This is a genomic window from Parashewanella hymeniacidonis (assembly GCF_016900895.1).
GTDB classification, from domain to species: domain Bacteria; phylum Pseudomonadota; class Gammaproteobacteria; order Enterobacterales; family Shewanellaceae; genus Parashewanella; species Parashewanella hymeniacidonis.
Map to the genome: position 1 here is coordinate 1 of NZ_JAFEUN010000030.1, position 24,449 is coordinate 24,449.

Genomic DNA, 24,449 nt, shown 5'->3' on the forward strand with positions numbered 1-24,449 from the left:
TTTGACCATAGATCTTGGTTGAAAATTGACATGATGCGTTGCCTTATCTAGTGTAATTTACTGATCAGATCAACGAAACGATAATAAGTTCAATTTCCATAATATTTGTGTAGAAGAGTCAGCTTTAATGACGTGCTACATATAAAGGTTAACGTCAAACAGATTGGCAAAACAACTTGCACCTTAGAATATAACGTCACCAAGAATGAAGTTGAAAAAATCGTTTCTAATGCAATTGAGACACTCGCTTTCATTAATTGCGAAACTCGTCGTCCAGTTAGAACGCCACCAGAGATTATTGCTCTTAGCGAAAATTAACCATCAATAGGTGGTTAAAGTGGCCTCCATCATTAATATCGCTGAAACTTTCGAACAAATATTTGCAGAATTAGAATACGAGTTTGGGTGCTCTTATATGTTCTATTTGTACGAATATGGCGATAGAAAAATAACACATTCCAGTAACCCAAATTGGTACGATGTTTATGTCAAAGATAAGCTTATCGATCATTGCCCACTGTTACGAGCTGGACATGATCGCTTTGAGCGCAATCATGAAAAATCAGTGATCGTTCGCTGGAATGACATTTATTGCACTTCTAAAGAAGAAACAAATGTTGTAGGCATTCGCAATGAATTTAAAATCTGCCATGGGATAAGTTTTGGCCGCTCTTGCGGTAACTTTAAAGAATACTTAGGGTTAGCAACGGATAGCACGAATGCCAGCTTTCCCTCCCTGTTAATCATGAATAAAACTATTATAGATAGTTACTTACAACGGCTTAGAAGTATTGCCAACTTTCAGCGTTCCGACAATATCATTCCAATAACAAACTTGAACTAAGATTAAACTCTGCTCACCTTACTATCGAATTTTGTACTTTTTATGTAATAATCATCGAATAAATGGTCTTAATGCGGTAGTAATAAATGCCAATTACGGATAGCAAACTTAAATTCAGTCAACGTCTAAATCAGCTGTTAGATCGTCATAATTTTCCTCCCAAGAACATGGGTAGGATCACCTTGTTATCTGAATTGTTTGAGATCACCCATAAAGGTGCTGGAAATTGGTTAAACGGCAAAGCCATACCATCGAGAAAAATGCTCAATACTATCGGTGAACATTTTAATGTCTCTGTCGATTGGTTGATCTTCGGTCATCAACCTGACGACGCATTGCCGTCGGGTAATATTGATATTCCTGTCATTAGCAAAAAACAAATTCTTCCATTTTTAGAAGGCAAAACAGCAGACTTCAATCAGTACCTTTCAGTACAAGATCGAGTCAGTGCCAGCGCTTTTGTTATTGACGCAAAAGAAGGCGGCTTTGAATTAGACTTTTTATTGTCGAACAGCGCCAAATTAGTGTTCGAGCCTGAGTTAAAACCAGAAGATAAGCGCTTCGCCTTGATTCAAATAGATGATGCACTTTATATCAAACAATTGCTTGAGTACGATAAAGGCAATTTTGCCGTGAAGCTTGAGAACTCGGAAGGGAGCTCAGAATTGAAAATACTCAGTAAAAGCAACTCAATTCTGGCGGTTTTGATCGAGATAAGATTTTAGGTTTCTGGCAAGCTTTTGGAGAATTAACATTTTTGCGTTTTGATTATACCAAGCACAGTCGCATTAGATTTTGTATGAAAAATGCAATTTTCAAAGCGAATAACTTTAGGTATCTATGTCAAAAAGAATGCCTGTCCCCACTCTCACGAGTTGTGCCATCTGCACTGGTAAACAAGACGAATTCATTATGCGGAGCTTGTGGGGTATTGTCGTTCATTGAGTCTCCTTTCAGTAATGCTGAGTTTAGGTGGTAAAATTTGGTGCATAATCACAACTCCAACATTAGCGTAGCGCACATGACCCTTTCCCAATGGTTAATAAATGGCGATGTATTGATGACACTCTGAAAAATGATGTTCTTACTTGTTGCTTCATCTACTTGATTGTCAAGTAGAGCTTGGTATTGAGTCATTAATACTACTAGTCGAGGCCCTGCTTCTTTAGAAAATCTCAAGGCTAGTTCAAAGTCCTTAAAGTGCTTTTCTACTCGCTTTTTCTGTGCAGGCTCCCAGTAGTCAGGAGGAGAAACAAAGTACTCTATAACACCTGGTTCATTCCCATCACCTGGAAGATACCGAGCATGTAACCATTGCTCATTGAAGAAGCGATCGTCGTCTAGATAGGGCTGTATAACTTGTTCTGCTTCTGTCGTTGCAAAACCTTCCCCCTTGCCATCCATGTTACAATCTCGACATGATGGCACTAGGTTTACTGGTACTATCGAAAACTGAGGAAAGTGAGCCTTAGGCAGATAGTGGTCCAAGTTTCGAGGTCGTCCGATTCCACCACAAAATGGGCATTTTTCATCAGCGGCAAGCATCAAAGCATCATATACTTCTCGAGCTGGTTTCTTTTTCCCCACCAGATAATTACCATATAGCTTAATCAAATCAGATTTTTTGAGTAGCCCTAAAACAATAGGGTCATCCTCATCTTGAGTTTGTAGAGGTTGAATTGTAAATAGCTCACCAGTGGTACCAGAAGCTTCATATGCTTGAGCTTGTGCCTGTAGAGCTTGGGTCGCATTGTTTACCTTCTGGAGTAACCCTATGTTACCTGTTATCCCATCTCGGCAGAGAGCAAGCGCATCAGCATAAGCATAAGCTGGTTGTGTAAGTTTTAGCATCAGTGTTTACTCCGATCTCTGTACACAACAAGGGCTTTTAGTAATGCTCTTGCTTCAACACCAAGCTGATCACGATAGTCATCCACTATCTTTTGATACGAATCGCCAGTATTGACTGATTTGACTAACAGATCATGGAAACCTGATTTAACAACCTCCAAGCCAAATATTTCTCTTGTTAAAATGCCTACGTTTTCGCCGAATGTCTCAATGGCGGGCCTGCGTGGTTCCGTCACCAATCTAGAACGATTGATTTTCCAGACACATTTTTTGGGAACCTCTTGAAGTACAACCGGAGAATGTGTTGCGATAATTGCGACGCCATTTCGATCAAGGAGGAGGTCTGATAATGCTCTAATGAATGCAGAAAGTAAGGGAGGGTGAAGGTGGCTCTCTGGTTCATCAATTAACACTAGTGTTTTTTCTTCCACCGTAGCCACCAAACGCGTGATTGTTAGCAACACGACAGCATGGCCAGAACTCATTTTTTTTATTAGTTTTCGTGCGTTTCTTATTAGTACATCACCTGAGTATTCAGCGAGGCTTTTCAGCTCCATATTTGCAAAGTTTTCATCAGATTCGAGTGTATCGATGGCTTGTAGCCACCTATGCTTTTTCGACTCTTGACTAAAGCATGACTTTAGGGCGTGAAGAAAGTCTTCATGGATATCATTTAACCCTTTAAGTGACTCCCCTTCTTTTTTTAGTCCTATATAAAAATAACATGTTCCCTTGGATGGGTCGGGTTGTTCTCTAGGAGGCTCAAAAGGGTCGAATGCACTAAAGGATACCGACACTAAGCTACTGAAGTAGTCTGTATTGATAGGGGTCTCTCTCCACCCCTCAATGTCATAGAACTTATCCTCTGATTGCCCTTGACTAGTAACTGCTTCAATCATGCCGTTGAGAATAGTTGTCTTCCCTACACCATTTCGACCTATAAGAGCATGAATGTTCGTACTCGGCTTTTCTCCAACTTTCACTTTAAATGCTAAATCAATACCAGACATTTTGGTTTGAGGAGGTCTTCCAAACTTAAACTCGAAATTAGTGAGTGGGTTTCTGCCTTCAAGTACTCGTGTGAACTGTCCCTTAATCACAGATAAACTGACATCTCTTAGTAAAGAGGTCCTAAATACTTCTTCGTCCTGAGCTAGCGATATGAGGTCAGGAGTTTGAGCCATATCCTTTAACGCATGGAGTAATGAGCTCTTAATGGGCGCTGATAGTTTTGAGATTTTCTTATAGTAGTCAACATCCATGCCAATGGAAAAATATCCATCGGGTAGCGTTTGAAATACTGAATCTAATGTTTCGTAGGTTGATTTATCCGTTGTTTGTCCTTGGAAACCAATTTTGATATTTCCGATTTCGTGAAGAGCACCTTTCTCATCGAACAGTGACAAGTAAAACATCGTAACGAATGAAAAATCATTCCAGCGGTCAATATGAAGATAGGCGGTACTAACTCCAGATGGGGGAATCCTCTGATTTCTTGGGACTATAACAATATTCATGTCACTCTCCGCTGTGGTGTTGAGTTGCACCTTTATTCATCATGTTAAAAATCAGCTCAACATAACTTGCTATTATCTGTAGGTCGTTGAGTTGTTTTGGTGGTATCGCCTTCTATCAGCAGAGTTAGCCTGTACAACGGCTTGCTTCGCAGCTTGTGACAGCAACAAGGTGTCTGATTCAAAGCGGCACTCTACACGGGTTTGACTGTCAGCACTTGTAAGGAGAACAAACTCCCCTTGAGAGGCTGTGGGCTGTTATCTGCCATAAGTTCAGCCTCGTACATTACTAGTTATGAATGCTGAGTCAGTATCCCAGATCATACGGTTTCCAACTCAACTGCCTCACCAACACTTTTCATCAATGAAGTAAATTGGTCGCTATCTTGCTTTAGTCGTTCAATGATTTGTCTAGCGGCCGTTTGCATTTCTGGAACTTCAACAGGGGATGCCCCCCTTTCAAAGACTCCAGACAGATGAGAATACTCATTGTTAATCCTGTCTGTTAAGACTGCCGGAATACTATCTTCACCAAAGAATACACTAAGAGTCCTTGGGGTCATGCCTTGATCAGGGTATCTGTAATACAGGTAAATTTCGAAAAACTTCCTTGCATTGTTGGCAAAATTATAAAAGGTTACGTAGTTGGTATCATCGATGGCATCAAGAGAGGCACATTTATGGATCTGATGAAATAGGTAGTTAAACTCAGTCACATATTCTTTTAAGTATGATGGCATGACCTGTAAGGTAGATTTTGTACCCTGTCTAACCACAACAAAATATGCTTTTTGACAATCAACCTTCTTTTTTTCAGTGTTGATATAATTATCTTTCAATCTTTTCAGGTACTTAAGAAAATCAAGGTTGTGTGTTGAAACAAATAACTGTGCAAATTTTCCCTTCTCGACAACTTCTGCATTTAACAGGCTATAAATAAAGAAAATATGATTACCATCGAGCGACGAGATAGGATCATCAATCCAAATAATGGGTTTTGAGTCTTTGGTTGCAACATCATCTAACTTGGCCAAAAAGTAGCAAAATGCCAGCAAGCTGCATTCACCTTCGCTAAGGTGATAAGCCTTCTTTCCGTCACGGTTCACTTCAAATCGAATGCGCTTGGAGTCCTGCGTTGGTCCTTCATCTTTTTTAGCCTCCAACGTTAAGAACTGATGCCCGAAAAAATTATTCAGGTATTCATTTACCTTTTTAGCCCCTTTTTCTTCGTCGTTCAGTTCACCTTTCTTCGCCGTAACTTGTGCTTGTTTTTTGGTAATGTCCTCATTGATAGTCGCCTGTGCTTGTTGAGCCTCATCCCTCTTTTGCTTTAAGGATTTAATTGAGTCTAGCTGTGTTTGGTAATTAATCGTAAGCAAATAGTCAGCGACTTCTTTTAATCGCAAGTCAGCTTTAGCCTTTGTTTGTTCTCCAGATAATGAGCTGCTAAATAACTCTGATTGAGCGCAAAGGTCACTATACTCCTGCCAGATTTGCGTTAATGTTTCAGCGCAATCAGCGGGGCTCTCATATTCTTTAGCATTTAGAATGTCACCTTTACGTGCCTTCAACTGCTTGGTTAGGTTATCTAAAGCAAGCTGATAGTCTTTGGTTGAAGCTTTTAACCTGGAACCCAAGGCTGTTAGTTGTGAATGAAATTTAGAATAAAAAACTGATTGATCAATGATGAGTGCGACATTAACCGTCTTTTTCTCGGTTTCTATCTTAGAAAGTAACGCATCAATTGACTTTTCTAATCGCTCAGATTCTTCGTCAAAGTGCTTATCAAGCTCAGTCCATCGTTTAGCTGAAATTTCATTGTCACAAAATGCGCACTTTCCATGCTTATTTCGATGATTAGTACGACCTTCATTTACCCAGCGGTTAAGTACTGCATCTTTGACTAACATCTGAATTTTATCAGACTCACTGATGGGCTTGGTAATCAGCGTTTCCAATTGCTGTGCCAAGCTAAAAAAACTTAGCTTAGGTGAAGAAAATCTAGGTATTGCAGGCAAAACCTTTTCATCAATCAGCTTTTCGTGCTCGCCCACTTGCTCTGAATTTAACATCTGAAAATTTGGAGCGCTTACTGTCGTGATATCAGTTTTTAATTTTTTTATGGTGTAGTTTTGGTCACCAAAACGCTCAGGCTTATATTTAATGCCGATGTTTTTGTTGGTCGCTTTATCACCCAGTTGTTTTTCTAGGCTATCATTCGCCTTCTTATGAGTGCTAAAGGCATTGTTGTATGCAAAGGTGGCCTGCTTTTTGTCGGCAAACAACCCCGTTTCTTGTCCTTCAACACTAGAACCCAGTTCCGCTTCAAGAGCTTCGATCTCTTTTTCTATCTTATTATTGTCATCACCTAAAATGGCAAATGGTTCAATGCTGTCGTCTGGATTGGTGATAAACCGTAGATTCTCTTTAATAAAATCTTCGTTAAATACGCGAATGTTCCTATCATGGGTAGATAAGGTTGCGAGTGTTACATCTGATTTGTCAGAAAATTTTAGCTGGAACGATGGCGAGCCATATTTGTCTGATAAAGCGCCTGTCTCTAGAGCACGCGCAATACGCGATAGTGTGGTCTTACCAGAATAGTTGCGACCATAGATGATGTTGATATCAACAAAGTTCTGAACGGCACCACCTTTGTTTTTAACTTCACAATCCCAACTGAAGTCTTTGAAAACACCAAGCTTCTTAATATGCTGGATTTTCTTAAGCATTATAGATCTCCTTATTGTTCTAGGTTGCCTGTGGTTAATCAGATGCTTGGTTGCTCTTTAGATGAGTTACTATGATTCATTGCTAAAGATGGCTTGCCAACGACAAAACGCATTGCGGTGCCTGTCGGTCCATTGGGTGCAAATAACGTAGGTTTTTTCATCTCGCTGGGCCACTTTAGTGGTGGAGTAGCGGTTTCGCTCTTTGGCATCTTTGGCTGCACTGCGTATGTCTTCTGGTCGTGTTGATTTAGCCAACTTGAGTACGGGGAATGACAACCCAAAGGTGTTGCAACAATAGGTTAGCTGCGTGAGGTTTTCTATTTCACTCTGTGGTAGAGAGTGTTCAACTAGGTCTTGGATTGCCTCGGTTATCTCGGCATTGCTGATTTTATGCGGTGTTTGACTGTGAGAGGCCCCCTTTGCCTTTTCTTCATTTTTAAGGGCAACAGAAAACGGGAAACTTTTGGCCTGAACTGATTTTGCTAAAAATACGTTGATGGCTTGCTCAAACGGTAAGCCCAACTCAGCAAAGATGTTCGCGGCTCTTTCAAGTAGTTGAGGGGCTATCTTAGCTGCTTTCATATGAATCACAAAACCTACAACAAATTGTAATCTTTGTATTTTAGCGAGTTTGCTTTGTAGTGGCGAGTGCTTGGGTCAAAAAAGCGAGAAGAAATTGGTTTGGTGATTGCAAAGTAAAGTGTGGACACCCAAAACTTTTATCTTTTGCATTATTACGACTAAACCTCCAAAGCTTTGCTGTTCGCCAAGCCAATTGGTTAACTCCTTAATTAGTACAAAAAACTTATCGCTAACCCATTAGCTCTTCTAATATAAATTTGCTTATCTAAAACACGTTAGATCAAAAGTTCCAACCGATTTAGGGGCAAAATCGAGTTGCAAACTATGTTCAGCATTAAAAATGCAGATCCATGATTGTTTCATCAAACTCATCTTGTTCAACAACTTTAAAACCAAAACGTTCAAAGAAACCTTTCATTACATCATGGCCTTCAACATAACAAATCGAGATGACATTGCACTGAGGAATTTGCTTAATCTCTTTTAAAACAAGATCGACAGCTTTAGTACCGTATCCTCTACCTTGATGACTGATGTCTATCATCAATTGGTCAATATAGATTTCGTTTGGTTTGTTATCTGGTAAATTTGGATAATATTGGATGAAGCCTACTGGCTCATCGTCAAGATAAATACCTCGGTTAACATAATCGTCATGGAATTTTGATGCAGCAATTGACTCAGAGTTGAACGCAACAAAATCTTCTTGTTCTTTGGTTATTTCTAACTCAATCATGTCAACCCAATTGTCTTTAGTAATATCCCTAAGATTAATTTTCATTAATGACGTCCTTTTTTGTTTATTGCTCAACTGATATTGGGCTAATAGGTATATTTTCAATGGGTTGATGAAAGGTAAAGAATGGATTTTTTTAATGATTAAAATCAATGAAAGGGTTTCGAAACCCTTATAGCTTGTGAATAACTAGGTTAGCAATTAAGTTTTGAAACATAGTAGCAGTAGAAGTAGCAGTAACAGTAGCGGTAACAGTACTCTTGTCCAATCCCCTTGGGTTGGACGGGTGAGAGCAGTTGCCCTCTGACATAAATTCTATTTTCCTCAAGATGTCGTCCTTAACCCTGTGTCGAGAAAGATGGCACTTTTTGGCATCTTGCCGATCTTCTCAATAAGAAAAAGTGAGCGTATATTTAATCAACTTTAATAAAGTTACGTTGAAGGTGATTCTCATGAATAAGCTACTTTCTCCTTTAGAAGTCTCAAATTTATTAGGCGTTACAACTGGAACTTTGAGTGTCTGGCGTTGTACGGGCAGGTACCCCTTAAAGTATGTCAAAGTAGGGAGAATAGTTATGTACCGTCAATCTGATATTGATGATTTTTTAAAGAATAGAATTTACCAACACACTTCATTGATATGTAACTCTTAGTCAATCTCCATGTTGTGGATACAGCCTCTCAGTGCTAACATTTGTACGTACAATATGAAGGGGTAATGTTATGGATACAAGAATTCAATTTCGTGTTGATGAAGAGGTTAAACGCTTAGCTCAACTGATGGCTGAAAGCCAAGGCCGAACTTTAAGTGACGCTTGCCGTGAACTTACTGAACAACTAGCTGAACAGCAGAGAAAAGCGATGTCTCATGATGAGTGGCTAACTGAGCAGGTGAATGAAGCCTTTGAGAAAATGGATTCAGGCCAAGCTGTTTTTGTTTCCCATGATAAAGCGAAGAGTAGTATGGCTATGCGTAAAGCAAAGATACGGAATAAATCATGATTTACTGGGAAGAAGAATCGCTAAATGATCGTGAAGCGATTTTTGAGTTTCTGTATGAAGTAAACCCGTTTGCCGCAGAGAAGACCGATGAGATCATTGAAAAAAAGGTTGAGAATCTCATTGAGCAACCGCTTATGGGCGTTCAACGTGATGGTATTCGAGGTCGATTACTTATTATTCCTGAAGTGTCCATGATTGTCTCTTATGATATCCAAAATGATGATATTCAGGTTCTTCGAGTACTACATCAAAAACAAAAGTTTCCTAGAGCTGAATAACAAATTCTAAGTCGCTCAATTAAAGCATTTCGTCAATATGCTGGTACAAGACTAAAAGTTCTTCATGCGATAGTTTATTTATTTCTTTTAACAAGAACTCAAGCCTTGTTGCTTGTGGCTCTGAACCAAGTAATTTAGCGGTTGTCACATCAAGCTCAGCCCTTACTCTTTCAACATCTAAATGCGCATAGGTACTTGCAGTAATACTAATATCACTGTGACCAAGGAGTTTGCTGGTTACTTGGAGGTTACCACCACGCATTACACTCCAGCTGGCTATGGTGCGCCTGAGATCGTGGATTGTGACGTTATCACTTTTTGTTTCACTGCGAAGCCCTGCTTTTTCAGTGATCCTAAACCAGAAACTGCCTTTACCGGATTTTTCCACAATGTGTTTGTTATTTGCTGTGATGGCTGGAAACACATATTTTTCACCAGCTTTAGCTTCCAGATTTCTTCTTTCAAGAATCGATAACGATTCTTTAGTTAGCGGAACAGCATGAGGTTTCTTCGCTTTCATTTTTGAAGTAGGTATTATCCAAAGTTGATTCTGGTAGTCGATTTCAGCCCATTCCATACTAAACACACAGCCTTTACGTTGCCCGGTGAGTAACAACATCATCACCACATCACGATAAATCGACTTTTCTTCTTCTAACGCACTGAGTAAGGATTTCACTTCATTTTCTGAAAGAATTCGCTCTCGCTTAGTACCGGCATATTTTTTTATTTTTGAAAATGGATTTTCAGGCTGATCGCGAAAGACAGACTTTAATAGCGTTAAGCATTTATTTCGAACTGCAGGTGAAGTACGAATGACGAGTAACTTAAGAAATTTTTCAGCCTCTGCATGAGTGAAAGATTCTGATTTTAACTTCCCAAGCTTAGCTTTAATGTGATTTCGCCACATGGAATCTGCATCATTGAGTGATTTTTTCCTCCGCTCACCAGAGCGAATTTTGATTTTGAACTCTTCAACGTAAGCTTGATACAGCTCGCCAATCGTTATTGATTGTTCTTCTTCCAGTTTGAGCTTTTGTTTTTCTAATCTTTTAAGATCAATTGGATTATGACCTTCAGCGATTTGAGTTGAATATTTTAGAGCCATTTTACGGCAATTTTCGATTGTAATATCAGGGAAATGACCAATCGTTACAGTTATGTCTTTACCAAGCCTTTTGCGCCGAAAGCGGAATACTTTTTTGCCAGATGGTAAAACATCCAGATAAAGTCCATTAACTGAATCTCGATGACCTGAATCATAAATTCGGTATCGGTTTGCTTGCTGTTTAATCTGCTCGAAACTGCGCTTTGTGAATGAAGTTTCTGACATAACAATACTCATTTCTTTCAGTGTTATTCAGTTACCTCCTGTTTTATCAAATAAATCTTGGGTAAGCATTAGAAGGCTTAGTCTTTTCAGTTATGCTTAATTGCACTTATCCTGTGCCGCCTATGTTCCACCATAGAGATTAAATAAAATTAAAATTGGTTATATTTCGTTAATCGAAATTTGGACAAAACCACTATAACGTTATGATTAAAATAATAATATTAAATTTGGTTAAAATTGATTAAACGACAAAGCCCTTTCCTGTGGGGAGACCATTCTCTTCATCAATAGAACATTGCACCTTTTCATCGTTTGAATACGTATGCTCAGTTTTCCTTCTCATTGTTTAATGGCATAATCCCACAACTTTAAAAAACAGTGTGTTGCATTGAATTATGTTAACTCTTGAGCAACTCAAACAAGTTTGTGAAATTGCAGTCGATGCTGGAAATGCCATCATGGCGTATTATCAACATGATGACGTTGCTATTTCGATAAAAACGGACGAAACTCCTGTAACAGCTGCTGATTTAGCCGCTCACCGAGTAATTGTTGAAGGTTTAAATAAACTTCCTTTCAGGTTTCCTGTCTTATCAGAAGAGTCTGAATTAATTGCTTGGGATGAACGCAAGGACTGGGAGCAATATTGGTTAATTGATCCACTTGATGGTACCAAAGAGTTCATCAATAAGAATGGTGAGTTTACGGTTAATATTGCTTTAATTCATCATGGTAAACCTATTGCCGGCGTTGTGTATGCTCCAGCTTTAAAGCGATGTTTTTATGGCATTGAAACGTTAGGTGCGTGGTGTGATGAAAATGGTGAAACCGTCGCTTTACCGGACAGTAATCTATCTCCATCTAAACTGACGATAGTTGGAAGCCGCTCTCATCAAAGCCCAGAAATGTCAGGTTATTTAATGCAGTTTAACGATTATGAAGTGGCGTCAGTCGGCAGTTCTTTGAAGTTTTGTTTGCTAGCCTCCGGTGAAGCCCAGCTTTATCCTCGCTTAGGCCCTACAAGTGAGTGGGATACAGCTGCTGGCCAAGCGGTTCTTATTGCTGCTGGTGGTTCTGTGACGCTTCTCAATTCGAGTGAGCCTTTACTATATAATCAAAAGAAAAATATATTAAATCCTCTGTTTTTAGCACGTTCTAAAAATTGCAGCGAATACAATATGGAGCAAGAAGTTTAATGGTACGTTTTGGTGTTGATCTCGGTGGAACAAAAATAGAATTAATCGCCTTAGAACGTGATGGAAAAGAAGTCTTCAGAAAGCGATTGCCTACGCCTAGAGAATATCAGGCTACGTTGAATACCATTACTGGATTAGTTCATGAAGCTGAATCCGTTTTGGGAGTAATGGGAAGTGTTGGGGTTGGTATTCCTGGTGTAATTTCTCCATTTACAGGGCTTGTTAAAAATGCCAACTCGACTTGGATAAACGGTCAGCCATTAGATAGAGATCTTAGCGAATTATTAAATCGAGAAGTTCGTGTTGCAAACGATGCCAATTGCTTTGCAGTTTCAGAAGCAACGGATGGTGTAGCCGCAGGAAAAGGGCTCGTATTTGGAGTGATTTTGGGCACCGGTTGTGGTGGTGGTATTGCTATAAATGGTCGAGTGCATGGTGGCGGTAATGGCATCGGTGGTGAATGGGGGCACAACCCTCTACCTTGGATGACAAAAGACGAGCATCAATCAACTCAATGTTTTTGCGGCAATCACGATTGTATTGAAACTTACATCAGTGGTACTGGCTTTGTTCGTGATTATAATTTGCATGGCAAAAAAGTGACATCTGGTGTTGAGATCATGAGTCGCTACCATGATGGTGAGCCATTAGCTCAAGAGGTATTTACTCGTTACCTTGACCGACTTGCACGTGCTTTAGCGCATTTGATTAATGTGTTAGATCCTGACGCCATCGTACTAGGTGGTGGAATGTCGAACGTAGATGAGATTTACAAGCAATTACCTGAATTGTTGCCACACTATGTTTTAGGACGAGAGTGTAAAACACCAGTTCTAAAAAATGAGTTTGGCTGTTCGTCAGGGGTTCGTGGTGCAGCTTGGCTTTGGGCAAAATCTGAAGGATAAGTAACATGTTCGTTCTTAAGAAGATTCTATCAAAGTTTTTAATGCCACTGTCATTGATTGCTATTTTAATTGGTGTTGCTTGGTTATTTATTTACCGACCAAGATTCGCACGGGTGATTTTGTCTTTAGCATTTTTGAGTATCATCTTCTTGAGTACTCACTTATCTCATACTTATTTAGTTAGTCCGCTTGAAACCAGTTTTACCGTAAATAGTAAACCAATAAACGGTAAATGTTATGTAATGGTGCTTGGAAGTGGGCATAATGATTATACGGAGTTGCCAGCTACTCAACAGCTGTCGAATACCGGATTATCTCGATTAATAGAAGGGATACGTCAAACTAAACTTGGTCATAACTGTTATTTAATTGTGTCTGGATATAAAGGTCATTCGGTTAGAAGTCACGCTGAAGTATCTGCAGAAGCCGCTGAAGAGCTCGGGATTCCTAAAGATAGGATTATTCAATTCCCATTAGCTAAAGATACGATTGAAGAGGCTGAGTACGCGAAAAGTGTTTTGGATAATCACCCGTTTAGGTTAGTGACCTCTGCGACTCACATGAAACGAGCCATGCGTATTTTTAAAGATAAAGGCTTAACCCCTCAAGCTGCTCCGACAGATTTTGCGGTAACAACGCAGTGGCACGAACTCTCTGCAAACTATTTACTGAGTGCCCAAAAGGCGATGCATGAATACATTGGTATGGCTTGGATTAATATAAAAGGTTGGTTTGGTGAACTCTGAAGTAATAATTTCACCTGAAGGTAATGAAAATGGCCAGGTATACACGTTAATCGGTGCTGTTGGCTTACTGTTAGCGTTTACACTGTTTATTCATGGTGGTTGGTTTGCACAAGGATTAATTTTATTTGCTGGTGGTGCAGTTTGCTTTATTTTAGGCATTGCCAAGCAAATTGAGCCTAAAGTAAGCTTTAAGATAAATAGCGAAGGTATTAAGTATTTTCATCGACGTGGGTCGACTGAAGTGCATTGGGATAATATTCAGCGCATTGATATTCCTAGAGTGACAAAAGGGACTGGTTTGATCGAGTTGCCTTATGTCGCAATTAAGCTCAAAGCGATTAATCCCGTTTTGGATACTGTCTCGCCAAGGTTAGCGACTGGCCTGCTCACTGAGCAACGTTCTCTACTTATGACAGCAGGCGCTCAAGCTAATAACGAAGAAGCACTAGAGTCATACCTAAATCATGAATTTATGCCGTTGACGGTTAATGATGAACGCTACAGAGGGATTTTAGCGATGTTTGGTCGCAGGTGTTTGATGCTGGATGAACACTTGGGTTATCACTTGTATATGCCTATAGATTGTCTAGATAGAGAACCAGAAGCGTTCATTAAATTGATCAGAGAACTGCAAAATGCAAGAAAGTGAAGCTCAGTTGATCACTGAGCTTGTTCAATCGGGGTGATATTTGGCGTTATATTGTGTGTTGCAGGCTCTTCAAGTGATTGGTGCGTTGGTTTTGCACTAATTCGAGTGCCAACAAATTGCCCACCATCAAAAATTTCTATACTTGCGCTATTGACTTCGCCTTCAAAAATTCCTGTCGCAGTAATGATCAGCTTTTCGCAAAAAAGCTTCCCTTTGAATTTGCCAGATATTTTTATTTCTTTACAGCTAACCTCACCGTCAATAATCCCCTCTAACTCGACAATTACATGACTGTTAGAAGATACATTACCAACCACATGGCCGCCAATTAGAGCATCACCAGAAAAAATTGATTCACCAGTGAGTTTTGTCCCTTGAGCGATGTAGGTTAATTCAGAAGAAGCGTTCTTTTTTCCAAACATAGTTCTGCTTTAATTTTGTACAGGTAAGGTGATATTACCTTGCTCTGATTAATTGTTCAATTCTAAGTAAGTTAGCGACAGGTTTGATTAATCTCTAAAGTTGATTAACTCATTATTGAGTATTTTTTTTAGCAAATGAAATTGAATCATTGGGGCAAGGTTCTAAACATGCCCCGCAACCAGTACACAGGTCGAGGTTAATTTGAGGAAGAGGTGCTTGGTTAACTCGATATTCGAAGCTTATGGCTTCAACGTCACAATAGTCATTGCAGCTTTGGCACCAAACTCCAGAGTGTGCCAAGCATGAATTTTGTATCGAAGCTTTTACATCCCAAGGCGCTTCTTGAGTGGTATCGAAAATGTTTTCAGGACAGGCAGTTACGCAATTTTGACAGAAAGTACATTCCCCGTTTTTAAATGAAATTTCAGGAAAACCGCCGTCACCACGAGAGATGATGCTCGTTTCACAAACAGGTATGCATTTATCACAACGAGTGCATTCATCCACAAAATTAATTTCAGGATTGACCCATGGTGGACGAATTGCACTGTCATTTCTTTTTTGGCCTAAACCACGGCGAAATAAACTACGTCTATTTTGGCTAAAACCACTTGCCATGAATTACCTCTATTTATACCCGTTTGGGTTTTGTGATTGCCATTTCCAAGTGCTGTTTGCCATGTCTTCTAAGGTATGAACAGTTTTCCAGTTCAACTCTGTTTGTGCATTGGTTGGATCGGCGTAGCAAGCCGCAATATCACCTGGTCTTCTGTCAACAATTTCATATTTAATTGTTTTACCGCAGGCTTTTTCAAATGCCTTAACCATATCAATTACACTGTAACCAGTGCCTGTACCTAAGTTGAATGTAACAAGACCTGGATTAGTTTTTAGTTTGTCCAGTGCTTTCAAATGACCCACAGCTAGGTCAACTACATGGATGTAGTCGCGAACACCTGTACCATCATGAGTTTCATAGTCGCCACCAAAAACAGAAAGTTGTTCACGCTTGCCTACTGCAACTTGTGAGATAAATGGCATTAGATTATTTGGAATGTCGTTAGGGTTTTCACCAATCAAGCCACTTTCGTGTGCACCAACGGGGTTGAAGTATCTAAGACGGGCGATATTCCAGCTATCATCGGCATGTTGAAGGTCAGCTAAAATATTCTCTACCATAAGTTTAGAGCTGCCGTAAGGATTTGTTGCTCCAGTCGAGAAGTCTTCTCTAATGGGTAAAGATGCCGGGTCGCCATAAACAGTTGCGGATGAGCTAAACACAAAATTTTTAACATTAAATTCAGCCATCACTTCACATAAAACAAGTGTGCCTGTTACGTTGTTCTCGTAGTACTTCAAAGGCTTTTGTACTGATTCACCCACAGCTTTTAAGCCAGCAAAATGAATCACGGAATCTATCTGATGATCTGTGAAGATTTTTTGAAGTAATGGCTTGTTGAGAATGTCACCTTGATAAAATGTCGCTTGCTTCCCTTGAGTAATTTGCTCGATTCTCTCTAATACCGCAACACACGAATTTGATAGATTATCTAAAATAATGACCTCTTCACCATTATTTAATAGTTCTACAACCGTGTGACTTCCAATATACCCAGTTCCACCAGTGACCAAAACAGCCATTAAAACCATCCTTTTTATTATCGATTTATCTATCTCAGATTGTACTTCTATTCACTTTAAATAGAAATCAACAAATAATGATGGAATGACTAACATTAAGAAATAGAAAGGAAAATAATTTAATTGTAATCTTTGGTTTACAAATATTGATTGATGTAAGTCAATTTTAACAGCGGTTTGAGTTAACAAACGACGATTCATATCACAGTATGAAGAGATAACATATTGATAAGAAGATAGAGCTATGAAAGGCACAAAGTACATTTCCCATGAACCTGACGCATCAGGTTTATTTCATTATAGCGATGAAGAACATGATGTATGGCGCCAGTTATATGCTCGACAAGAGGTCAATTTACCAGGTCGAGCATGTAAAGAGTATTTGGAGGGGATTGATGCTCTTAATATGCCAAAAGATAGAATTCCTCAGCTTGGTGAAATTGATAAAGTACTGCTTGATGCTACTGGATGGAAAACAGCAGCCGTTCCGGCGCTAATCGGTTTTGGTAAGTTTTTTGAACTACTGGCGTCGAAACAGTTTCCTGTAGCAACTTTTATTCGTAGAAAAGAAGAGTTTGATTACTTGCAAGAGCCGGATATTTTCCACGAAATATTTGGCCATTGCCCAATGTTAACCAACCCATCTTTTGCCCACTTCTCTCATGTTTATGGTCAACTAGGATTAGCTGCATCTAAAGAGGAAAGAGTATTTCTGGCGAGAATGTATTGGTTCACAGTTGAATTTGGATTGATGAAGTCAAAGTCGAATAACTATGAAATCTATGGTGGTGGTATTTTAAGTTCTCCGGGCGAAACAATGTACTCGTTGAGTGAGAAGCCTGAACATCATGATTTTGATTTACTCAATGTGATGCGTACACCGTATCGAATTGATATTATGCAACCGATTTATTATGTCATTGAAAATTTGGATTTCTTAGATGAAATTACAAAAATGGACATTATGGGCACGGTTGCTAAAGCACGTGAATTAGGCCTTTTTGCGCCAAAGTTTGAGCCTAAAGCCAAGGCAAGTTAAACGTTGATTTAAAGGAAAGAAAATAACAATGTCTGAATTATCTGAAATGAAGTGTGTGTCTTGCCATGGTGATGCACCTAAAGTGACTGATGCTGAACTTGCAGAGCTTGTAAGAATGGTACCAGATTGGCATGTTGAAGTTCGTGATGGAATCATGCAACTTGAGCGTGTATTCAAGTTTAAAAACTTTAAACAGGCGATTGCATTTACCAATACTGTTGGTGATATGGCTGAAGAAGAAGGTCATCACCCAGGCCTACTTACTGAATGGGGTAAAGTGACGATCACTTGGTGGTCTCATTCGATTAAAGGCCTACATAAAAATGATTTTGTTTGTGCAGCAAAAACTGATCAGTTGTTTGGTTAATCTGTAATTTATCTATAGTTAATCTAGCTTTTATATAAAATAATCAGCATGTTACTGAGTTAATGTGTTGATTATTTTTTTTTGTAAACAAAATATCTGTAAACGAGACTTGCCACTCAACGTATAAAACACTACCGTATAGACATTTTTTAGCTCTAGGACTCTTTCAAATTCAACGCTAACAAGTGGGTGAGATAGAGAGTTACCCTAAAAATGTAAGGGAATATCAAACTATGCGTCTGGAAATCAGTTGTAACGATCGTGTGGGACTCGCTAAAGACATCCTTGAAGTGTTAGAGCGTTATGGCATAAACCTACTTGCCATTGATGCCAGTAATTTTGGTTTTATTTACCTTCAATTTGCCGAGGTCGGTTTTGAAGTGTTAAGTGAGTTAATGCCTCAATTGAGAAAAGTTGAAGGTGTTACCGATGTTCGTACAGCTGCCTTTATGCCTTCAGAGCAAAAACATTATGCTCTCAAAACGCTTCTTACTACTTTGCCAGATCTAGTTTTCTCAATTGATATTAAAGCGAGAATTAGAATTATTAATGAATCCGCTTTGATGGTATTAGAAACGCCCGAAAATGAAGTGATTGGTGAGCAACTTAATCAATGGATAAATGGTTTTAGTTTTAGCCGTTGGTTGTCAGAACCTGAAGTATTAGCTCAAGCGGCAAGAGTGCAAATTGGCCAAAGTGATTACTTAGCGGAAATGTTGCCTCTATTTTTACCTCAAGAAGATTCGGATTTTGGTGATGAGCCTGTACTCGTTGGTGCCGTAGTTTCTTTAAAATCACCCGCAAGAGTTGGCAAACAGTTCAATGCATTACAAAACCAAATTACGGGCTTTGATTCTGTACTAGCGGTTAGCGACAAGATGAAAGCTGTTTTAAAGACGGCGCAGCGTATGGCTCAATTAGATGCACCATTACTGATCACTGGTGAAACGGGGACAGGAAAAGAGCTCATGGCGAAAGCCAGTCACGATGCAAGTATGAGGCGTGAACAACCTTTCATTGCTGTTAATTGTGCAGCATTACCCGATAAAGTCGCAGAAGAAGAGCTTTTTGGGCTTTGTGAACAAGGGGTGACAGTAAAGCGCGGTTACATCGATGAAGCTAAAGGCGGAACATTATTTTTTGATGAAGTATCCGAGATGTCAGCCGCAGCTCAAGTTAAATTATTAAGAGTACTTCAAGATGGCTCATTTCGTCGAGTTGGCGGAAATAAAGAGATCAGGGCTGATATCCGTGTCATTTGTTCTACTCAAGAAAACCTTGCTGAGCTATGCCAATCAGGTGCATTTAGAGAGGATTTGTATTACCGGATAAATGTGTTGAGCTATCACCTTCCTGCATTAAGAGAGCGTAAACTTGATATTATTCCGCTAACTGAAATGTTCCTTGAACATTACAGTTTACAGCTATCAAGTCCAACACGACGCATTTCGGCTCACTGTAAAGATGTTATTTTGAAATATGCATGGCCGGGAAATGTTCGACAGCTTAAAAATGCAATTTTTAGAGCCGTGTCGATGCACAGTGGCGGTAACGAACTAGAAGTAGAACAATTAAAATTGCCTTCTTATGCTGAAGGTTTTGGATATTTCGATAACGAATTTGAAGGGAGCTTAGAAGATGCAATGAAGCAATTCGAAGCGAGCTTATTAAGACGTTTATATCCCGCTTATCCAAGCACTCGTCAGCTTGCAAAGAAACTAGGTGTTTCGCACACCGCTATTGCTAATAAGCTTCGTGACTACAAAATCACCAAGAAGAAATAATTGGCAAATATGATTTACGAATTAGTGAAAAAAGAAATAGTGTGACATTGTTCACACTATTTCTTTTTGTGCCCTTTTGGGGTATCTCTATACCCTGCAAAGAATTGAGGAGTTTCCATGAAATTAGCAACGTATGAAAATGGCCGCCGTGATGGTCAACTAATGTTAGTTAGCCGTGATTTATCAAAAGCAGTTGAGGTTCCAGCTATTGCGCAAACAATGCAACAGCTTATGGATTCTTGGGATTTATTACAGCCACAACTACAAGAGTTGTATGAAGCATTGAATGAAGGCCAAATGGACAATGCTGTTGATTTCGATGAAAGTAAATGCCATTCGCCGTTACCTCGTGCCTACCAATGGGCTGATGGCAGTGCTTATGTAAATCACGTTGAATTAGTACGTAAAGCGCGTGGTGCAGAAATGCCAGAAACATTCTGGACAAACCCGCTTGTTTATCAAGGTGGTTCAGATAGTTTTATTGCGCCAAAGGCTGATATCGAATTGGGTAGCGAAGAATGGGGCATTGATTTCGAATCTGAAATCGCAGTGATCACTGATGATGTGCCAATGGGCGTTTCAGCTGATAATGCTGTTAAGCACATTAAGCTACTGATGCTGGTTAACGATGTATCACTAAGAAACCTGATCCCAGGTGAATTAGCGAAGGGCTTTGGTTTCTTCCAATCAAAACCATCAAGCAGCTTTTCTCCTGTGGCGATCACACCTGATGAGTTAGGTGATAAATGGCAAGATGCTAAGGTTCATTTACCGCTAATCACGCATTTGAATGACGAGCTATTTGGTCAACCAAATGCTGGCGTTGATATGACGTTCAACTTTGCACAACTTGTCGCACATGTTGCTAAGTCTCGACCAATGGGCGCTGGTGCAATTATTGGCTCAGGCACCATTTCAAACTATGACCGCAGTGCAGGTTCGAGCTGTCTTGCAGAAAAGCGTATGCTAGAAACGATTGCTGACGGCAAACCAGCAACGTCATTCATGAAGTTTGGCGATAAAGTTCGCATCGAAATGAACGATGAACAAGGTAACAGTATCTTTGGCACAATCGATCAAACCGTTGTTGAATACAAAGCATAATCTAATTAGATTTTGACAATAAAAACGGGGCTTTCTAGCCCCGTTTTGTTAGGAGAATATAATGAAACTTTATGGTTATTGGCGTTCAAGTGCGGCTTATCGTGTTCGAATCGCACTTAATTTAAAAGCACTTGATGCTGAACATATTTCAGTGCATTTGGTTAAAGATGGTGGTCAGCAACACACTTCTGAATATAGCGAACTGAATGCCCAAGAATTGGTACCGACATTAGTAACAGAATTAGATGGGAAACCGTTTAAACTGACACAATCATTAGCAATTTTAGATTTTCTTGACGATGCATATCCGAATGTCACTTTATTACCCAAAGCTCATGCAGATAAAGCGATAGTGAGAAGTATGGCCTTGCTGGTGGCTTGTGATGTTCACCCTTTAAATAACTTAAGCATTCTTCAGTATTTGTCTAATGAATTGAATGTCGATAACGATGCTAAAAATTCCTGGTATCACCACTGGGTTCATAAAGGGTTCCATGCTTTGGAGTCAATGCTAGAGACACACAGTGGTAAATATTGTTTTGGTAACGAAGTAACCCTAGCTGATATTTGTTTGATTCCACAAATCTATAATGCGAAGCGATTTAATGTGCCTTTGGCTGATTACCCAAACATAGAGCGCATTTGGAATGAGTGCCATAAACTTGAGGCATTCGATAAAGCATTGCCAGAAAATCAACATGATGCAGTTTAGGAACTGTCCCGAAATAACTTCTTGATTTGTTACTGCTTAAAATTGTCACTATCAAGGCATGAAGAATGATGTTTAGTGATTCTAAATAAATGATGAGTAACGCAGAGAGTGACAATTTTTAAGCGTAACCCTTTGGGCTGAATTTAGTTTTTGCTTCTACTGCGTTGTCAAAGGCTCATGTAGAGTCACTACACTACACCTTCTCCGCCTGGTAGAAGTTAAAACTAAATAACAGCAAACCAGAGAAGTTATCATGGGATAGTTCCTTGGCGTTTTTCGCTTCCTAATCAGTTGATCAGGAAGCGATACTATCGTGCTCTAAAGATAATTATTTGTCGCCCCAAAGTGTTAATTTGTAGTGACCTCGATAAAACATTAAACAGGCTAATATGACAGATAAAGAAGCAAAAATTAATGTGTAATCAACTTTAATCAACAGTAATAACGTGCCAATGGCAGCCGCAGCTAGGTTTCCTACGCAAAATATGGTTACCATCATGCCCATTAAGCTTCCTTGGGCTCGATCTTCATAGGCAGTTGAAATATAACTGGTGAGAAATCCATTATAAATCGCAACACCCATTCCGATTAAAGCAAAAGAAGCCCAAAACCAACTTTGCTCAATGAGAGGCATGATAAATAACCCTGACGCAACAAATGACATACCGATTAAACTCCCTTTAGCTGTTGTTACTTTTTCTTGTAACTTAGGATTTAATAGTGTGCTCTGAATCAACATACAACTGGTAATAAATACGGTTGCCCAACCGATACTTGAAGGGTCGTAAGATAATTTTTCTACCAGCCAGACAGGATAAAATTCGTAATAAATATTTATGCCAAGCATCAATAAGAAATAGATTAAAAAGAATCGTCTCAGAGGCGCTTCTTTTAGCAGAATTAGACTGGATCCTTTTTCTGCATTCTTAACAGAACGATTTAAGGTGTCGGGTAACAAGAAGTAACAGCACGCAGTAGCAATAAAACAAGCAAGAGCTGCCCATAGGAATACTACATCGATACCTTGAGATGCTAATTGCCCTCCTGCAAGAGGACCTACCAAGTAACCGCCAAATCCCATTGCGCTTATCCAAGATAAACTCTTAGTTTTATGAATTGTAGGATGTAAATCGATGGCAATAGCTCGAGCGATGGCTACGTTACCTTCCAGCAAGCCTGTAATAAATCGAGACAAACAGAATAAAAGGTAGTCACCCTTATAAACGGCCATTGCTGTTAATACATAGCTGATTGAGCTGCCGAGCATGGTGACCGTGAGTACTCGTTTTCGTCCTTGTCTATCAGATAAAGCACCAATGAAACTTGAGCCAATAATTACCCCTAAAGGGTAAATGCCAATGACGATACCAAATAACAGCTCTTTAGGTAATGACATAAAATGAGTGAGCGGACTCAACCCTTCTTCAAATAAAGGCGCAAGTATAGGGTAAGGAAGGGCAATACCTGCCACGCTTAACAGCGTAACCAATAGGGTTACGCCGAGAATACTGTTTGCTTGAGTGCTTATTTCGCTTTTCATTTTAGCTTCTTATTTTATCTCTCTGGATTATATCTTAATCTTTAATTTTAATAAGTAAATATAAAAGTTTATAAAATAACTTTAATGCTTTGAAGTTGACATCATTTCGTAACTCACCTTGGGATAAAATTATTGACACAATCAGTAACAATTAGAGACATCTTTGTTCACAGATATTGATTATCATATCCACAATAAAATTACTCTTACTGTTGAGTCGCAACGGAACGCTGAACTCATCAGAGTGATTAAAATTAAAAATATCCCGAAGGGAGCATAAAAGAGGACACTCGTGTGGCAACTAAGAAACAAATATTTTTACCAGTTGCAGTATTAACCGGCGCCATTTTAATTGCGATCGGTTTTGCTTCAATGAAAAAGCCGCCAGCAGAAAAGCCAGAAGTCGATAATCGTCCCGTGGTAACAGTAGAGCAGGTGCAACCAATTGATTATACCCACACTATTAACTCTTACGGTGTTGTAACAGGTAAATATGAAACAGAGTTAGTTGCTCAGGTTTCTGGTCAAATTTTACATGTGTCTGATGCTTTTGTTCGAGGTGGATTTGTACGCAAAGGTGACATACTTGCAAAAATCGACCCAAGTGATTATGAGGCTGCACTTATTGAAGCTGAAGCTTCGGTAGCCAATGCACAATCAACACTCGTGCAAGAGAAAGCGCAAGGTAAAGTTGCAGAAAGAGAATGGGCTCAGATCTCACAGGGTAAGCCAACAGAGTTGAGCTTACGTAAACCCCAGCTTGCGCAAGAAATTGCACGTTTAAAATCAGCAGAAGCTGGGTTAAAACGTGCAAAAAGAAATGTTGAACGTACTGTCATTCGAGCGCCTTATGATGCGTTAGTTGAAGCTCGTAATATTGGTTTAGGCTCATACGTAAACACAGGTACTACTTTAGGTAAAACCATCAGTGTGGATACTGCAGAAGTCAGATTACCTGTTGCAGATAAAGAACTGGCTTATTTGGAGCGCTCTGGCAAAAACGCTGAAGTCACCATCCAGACCAATTTAGCTGGCAAAGCACAATCTTGGCAAGGAAAGATCATACGTTCAGAAGGGGTTGTTGATAGTAATAGTCGCATGACGTATTTAGTGGCTCAGGTTGTCGACCCTTACGGTATTAACTCTGACAAACCTGTTCTTAAATTTGGTTCATATGTAACCGCCTCTATTACTGGTGATAAAGCCGGGAAAGTTGTTATTGTTCCGCGCCATTTAGTTGTCGAAGGCAATGTTTCTGTTTTAGGTGATGACCAACTACTGAAGTTAAAACCAGTATCGATTCTGCGTGAACGAGGCAAACAAGCGATTATTTCTGAAGGCTTACAAGCCGGAGATAAGCTTATTGTGTCTGCACTCGATTATCCATTAGAAGGCATGGCACTTGCACTGCCAGGTGATAAAAAGAAACCTGAACCAGTAGAAGATGCCGAAGAAGCTGAACAGGACTAAG

25 protein-coding genes and 1 pseudogene are annotated in these 24,449 nt (G+C 39.5%); 15 read left to right on the forward strand and 11 right to left on the reverse strand.

The window, feature by feature from the left end; genetic code table 11:
• Positions 1–105: 105 nt before the first annotated feature.
• From JQC92_RS07905 to JQC92_RS07915, 3 genes are all read left to right on the forward strand, one after another.
• On the forward strand, positions 106–318 hold the full coding sequence (locus tag JQC92_RS07905; RefSeq protein WP_239480465.1) for an acyl-CoA thioesterase: 213 nt from the start codon (positions 106–108) through the stop codon (positions 316–318).
• 19 nt (positions 319–337) lie between these two features.
• Complete coding sequence (locus JQC92_RS07910) at positions 338–844, forward strand: hypothetical protein (protein ID WP_204999144.1); 507 nt, start codon at positions 338–340, stop codon at positions 842–844.
• Between the two features lie 86 nt (positions 845–930).
• Entirely contained in the window at positions 931–1,569 is a 639-nt protein-coding gene (locus tag JQC92_RS07915) for a helix-turn-helix domain-containing protein (RefSeq protein WP_204999145.1), read from the forward strand.
• Between the two features lie 268 nt (positions 1,570–1,837).
• Here JQC92_RS07915 and JQC92_RS07920 read toward each other — a convergent pair whose 3' ends face one another.
• The 6 genes and pseudogenes from JQC92_RS07920 to JQC92_RS07940 form a co-directional block, all read right to left on the reverse strand.
• Positions 1,838–2,695, reverse strand: a complete 858-nt coding sequence (locus tag JQC92_RS07920) for an HNH endonuclease (RefSeq protein ID WP_204999146.1) — start codon at positions 2,693–2,695, stop codon at positions 1,838–1,840.
• Positions 2,695–4,101, reverse strand: a complete 1,407-nt coding sequence (locus tag JQC92_RS07925) for an AAA family ATPase (RefSeq protein ID WP_476739466.1) — start codon at positions 4,099–4,101, stop codon at positions 2,695–2,697. Before JQC92_RS07925 ends, JQC92_RS07920 begins: the two co-directional genes overlap by 1 nt.
• 231 nt (positions 4,102–4,332) lie before the next feature.
• A pseudogene (locus tag JQC92_RS22550) lies at positions 4,333–4,464 on the reverse strand (hydroxyacid dehydrogenase); the annotation flags it as partial.
• Positions 4,465–4,529: 65 nt separating this feature from the next.
• Positions 4,530–6,941: an AAA family ATPase gene (locus tag JQC92_RS07930; protein WP_204999148.1), complete on the reverse strand. Its 2,412-nt coding sequence runs from the start codon at positions 6,939–6,941 to the stop codon at positions 4,530–4,532.
• Between the two features lie 69 nt (positions 6,942–7,010).
• On the reverse strand, positions 7,011–7,523 hold the full coding sequence (locus tag JQC92_RS07935; RefSeq protein WP_204999149.1) for a type II toxin-antitoxin system RelB/DinJ family antitoxin: 513 nt from the start codon (positions 7,521–7,523) through the stop codon (positions 7,011–7,013).
• 334 nt (positions 7,524–7,857) lie between these two features.
• Complete coding sequence (locus tag JQC92_RS07940) at positions 7,858–8,304, reverse strand: GNAT family N-acetyltransferase (protein ID WP_204999150.1); 447 nt, start codon at positions 8,302–8,304, stop codon at positions 7,858–7,860.
• Between the two features lie 678 nt (positions 8,305–8,982).
• Between JQC92_RS07940 and JQC92_RS07950 the strand changes: the two genes are divergently transcribed.
• The gene (locus JQC92_RS07950) at positions 8,983–9,261 is read left to right on the forward strand and encodes a type II toxin-antitoxin system TacA family antitoxin (RefSeq protein WP_204999152.1); all 279 of its coding nucleotides are present in this window, start codon (positions 8,983–8,985) and stop codon (positions 9,259–9,261) included.
• Positions 9,258–9,539: a type II toxin-antitoxin system RelE/ParE family toxin gene (locus JQC92_RS07955; RefSeq protein WP_204999153.1), complete on the forward strand. Its 282-nt coding sequence runs from the start codon at positions 9,258–9,260 to the stop codon at positions 9,537–9,539. Before JQC92_RS07950 ends, JQC92_RS07955 begins: the two co-directional genes overlap by 4 nt.
• A 19-nt stretch (positions 9,540–9,558) precedes the next feature.
• Here the strand turns inward: JQC92_RS07955 and JQC92_RS07960 are convergent, their stop codons facing one another.
• Positions 9,559–10,872, reverse strand: coding sequence for a tyrosine-type recombinase/integrase (locus tag JQC92_RS07960; protein ID WP_239480466.1), 1,314 nt, complete (start codon positions 10,870–10,872; stop codon positions 9,559–9,561).
• 395 nt (positions 10,873–11,267) lie between these two features.
• Here JQC92_RS07960 and cysQ point away from each other — a divergent pair, with 395 nt between their 5' ends.
• The 4 genes from cysQ to JQC92_RS07980 are packed head-to-tail and all read left to right on the forward strand — an operon-like array spanning position 11,268 to position 14,368.
• On the forward strand, positions 11,268–12,068 hold the full coding sequence (gene cysQ / locus JQC92_RS07965) for a 3'(2'),5'-bisphosphate nucleotidase CysQ (RefSeq protein ID WP_204999155.1): 801 nt from the start codon (positions 11,268–11,270) through the stop codon (positions 12,066–12,068).
• A complete protein-coding gene (gene mak / locus JQC92_RS07970) occupies positions 12,068–12,973 on the forward strand; it encodes a fructokinase (RefSeq protein ID WP_204999156.1) in 906 nt (301 codons plus the stop codon). The genes cysQ and mak overlap by 1 nt, the downstream gene beginning before the upstream one ends.
• A gap of 5 nt (positions 12,974–12,978) precedes the next feature.
• Positions 12,979–13,719, forward strand: coding sequence for an ElyC/SanA/YdcF family protein (locus JQC92_RS07975; RefSeq protein ID WP_239480467.1), 741 nt, complete (start codon positions 12,979–12,981; stop codon positions 13,717–13,719).
• The gene (locus tag JQC92_RS07980) at positions 13,709–14,368 is read left to right on the forward strand and encodes a DUF2982 domain-containing protein (protein WP_338049500.1); all 660 of its coding nucleotides are present in this window, start codon (positions 13,709–13,711) and stop codon (positions 14,366–14,368) included. The genes JQC92_RS07975 and JQC92_RS07980 overlap by 11 nt, the downstream gene beginning before the upstream one ends.
• An 11-nt stretch (positions 14,369–14,379) precedes the next feature.
• Here JQC92_RS07980 and JQC92_RS07985 read toward each other — a convergent pair whose 3' ends face one another.
• From JQC92_RS07985 to galE, 3 genes are all read right to left on the reverse strand, one after another.
• A complete protein-coding gene (locus tag JQC92_RS07985) occupies positions 14,380–14,790 on the reverse strand; it encodes a bactofilin family protein (RefSeq protein ID WP_129946480.1) in 411 nt (136 codons plus the stop codon).
• Between the two features lie 112 nt (positions 14,791–14,902).
• A complete protein-coding gene (gene napF / locus JQC92_RS07990) occupies positions 14,903–15,409 on the reverse strand; it encodes a ferredoxin-type protein NapF (RefSeq protein ID WP_204999158.1) in 507 nt (168 codons plus the stop codon).
• A gap of 9 nt (positions 15,410–15,418) precedes the next feature.
• Entirely contained in the window at positions 15,419–16,432 is a 1,014-nt protein-coding gene (galE, locus tag JQC92_RS07995; RefSeq protein WP_204999159.1) for a UDP-glucose 4-epimerase GalE, read from the reverse strand.
• Between the two features lie 244 nt (positions 16,433–16,676).
• Here galE and phhA point away from each other — a divergent pair, with 244 nt between their 5' ends.
• From phhA to maiA, 5 genes are all read left to right on the forward strand, one after another.
• Complete coding sequence (phhA, locus tag JQC92_RS08000; RefSeq protein WP_204999160.1) at positions 16,677–17,471, forward strand: phenylalanine 4-monooxygenase; 795 nt, start codon at positions 16,677–16,679, stop codon at positions 17,469–17,471.
• Between the two features lie 28 nt (positions 17,472–17,499).
• A complete protein-coding gene (locus JQC92_RS08005; RefSeq protein WP_204999161.1) occupies positions 17,500–17,838 on the forward strand; it encodes a 4a-hydroxytetrahydrobiopterin dehydratase in 339 nt (112 codons plus the stop codon).
• A 233-nt stretch (positions 17,839–18,071) separates the two neighbouring features.
• On the forward strand, positions 18,072–19,622 hold the full coding sequence (tyrR, locus tag JQC92_RS08010; RefSeq protein WP_204999162.1) for a transcriptional regulator TyrR: 1,551 nt from the start codon (positions 18,072–18,074) through the stop codon (positions 19,620–19,622).
• 117 nt (positions 19,623–19,739) lie between these two features.
• Positions 19,740–20,726 (forward strand): fumarylacetoacetate hydrolase family protein, encoded by a 987-nt coding sequence (locus JQC92_RS08015; protein WP_204999163.1) that lies wholly within the window; start codon positions 19,740–19,742, stop codon positions 20,724–20,726.
• Between the two features lie 61 nt (positions 20,727–20,787).
• Positions 20,788–21,438, forward strand: a complete 651-nt coding sequence (maiA, locus tag JQC92_RS08020) for a maleylacetoacetate isomerase (RefSeq protein ID WP_204999164.1) — start codon at positions 20,788–20,790, stop codon at positions 21,436–21,438.
• 328 nt (positions 21,439–21,766) lie between these two features.
• On the opposite strand, the gene JQC92_RS08025 is transcribed toward maiA, so the two are convergent.
• A complete protein-coding gene (locus tag JQC92_RS08025; protein WP_204999165.1) occupies positions 21,767–22,978 on the reverse strand; it encodes an MFS transporter in 1,212 nt (403 codons plus the stop codon).
• Between the two features lie 294 nt (positions 22,979–23,272).
• Between JQC92_RS08025 and JQC92_RS08030 the strand changes: the two genes are divergently transcribed.
• Positions 23,273–24,448 (forward strand): efflux RND transporter periplasmic adaptor subunit, encoded by a 1,176-nt coding sequence (locus JQC92_RS08030; protein WP_204999166.1) that lies wholly within the window; start codon positions 23,273–23,275, stop codon positions 24,446–24,448.
• The last annotated feature ends 1 nt before the right edge of the window (position 24,449 follow it).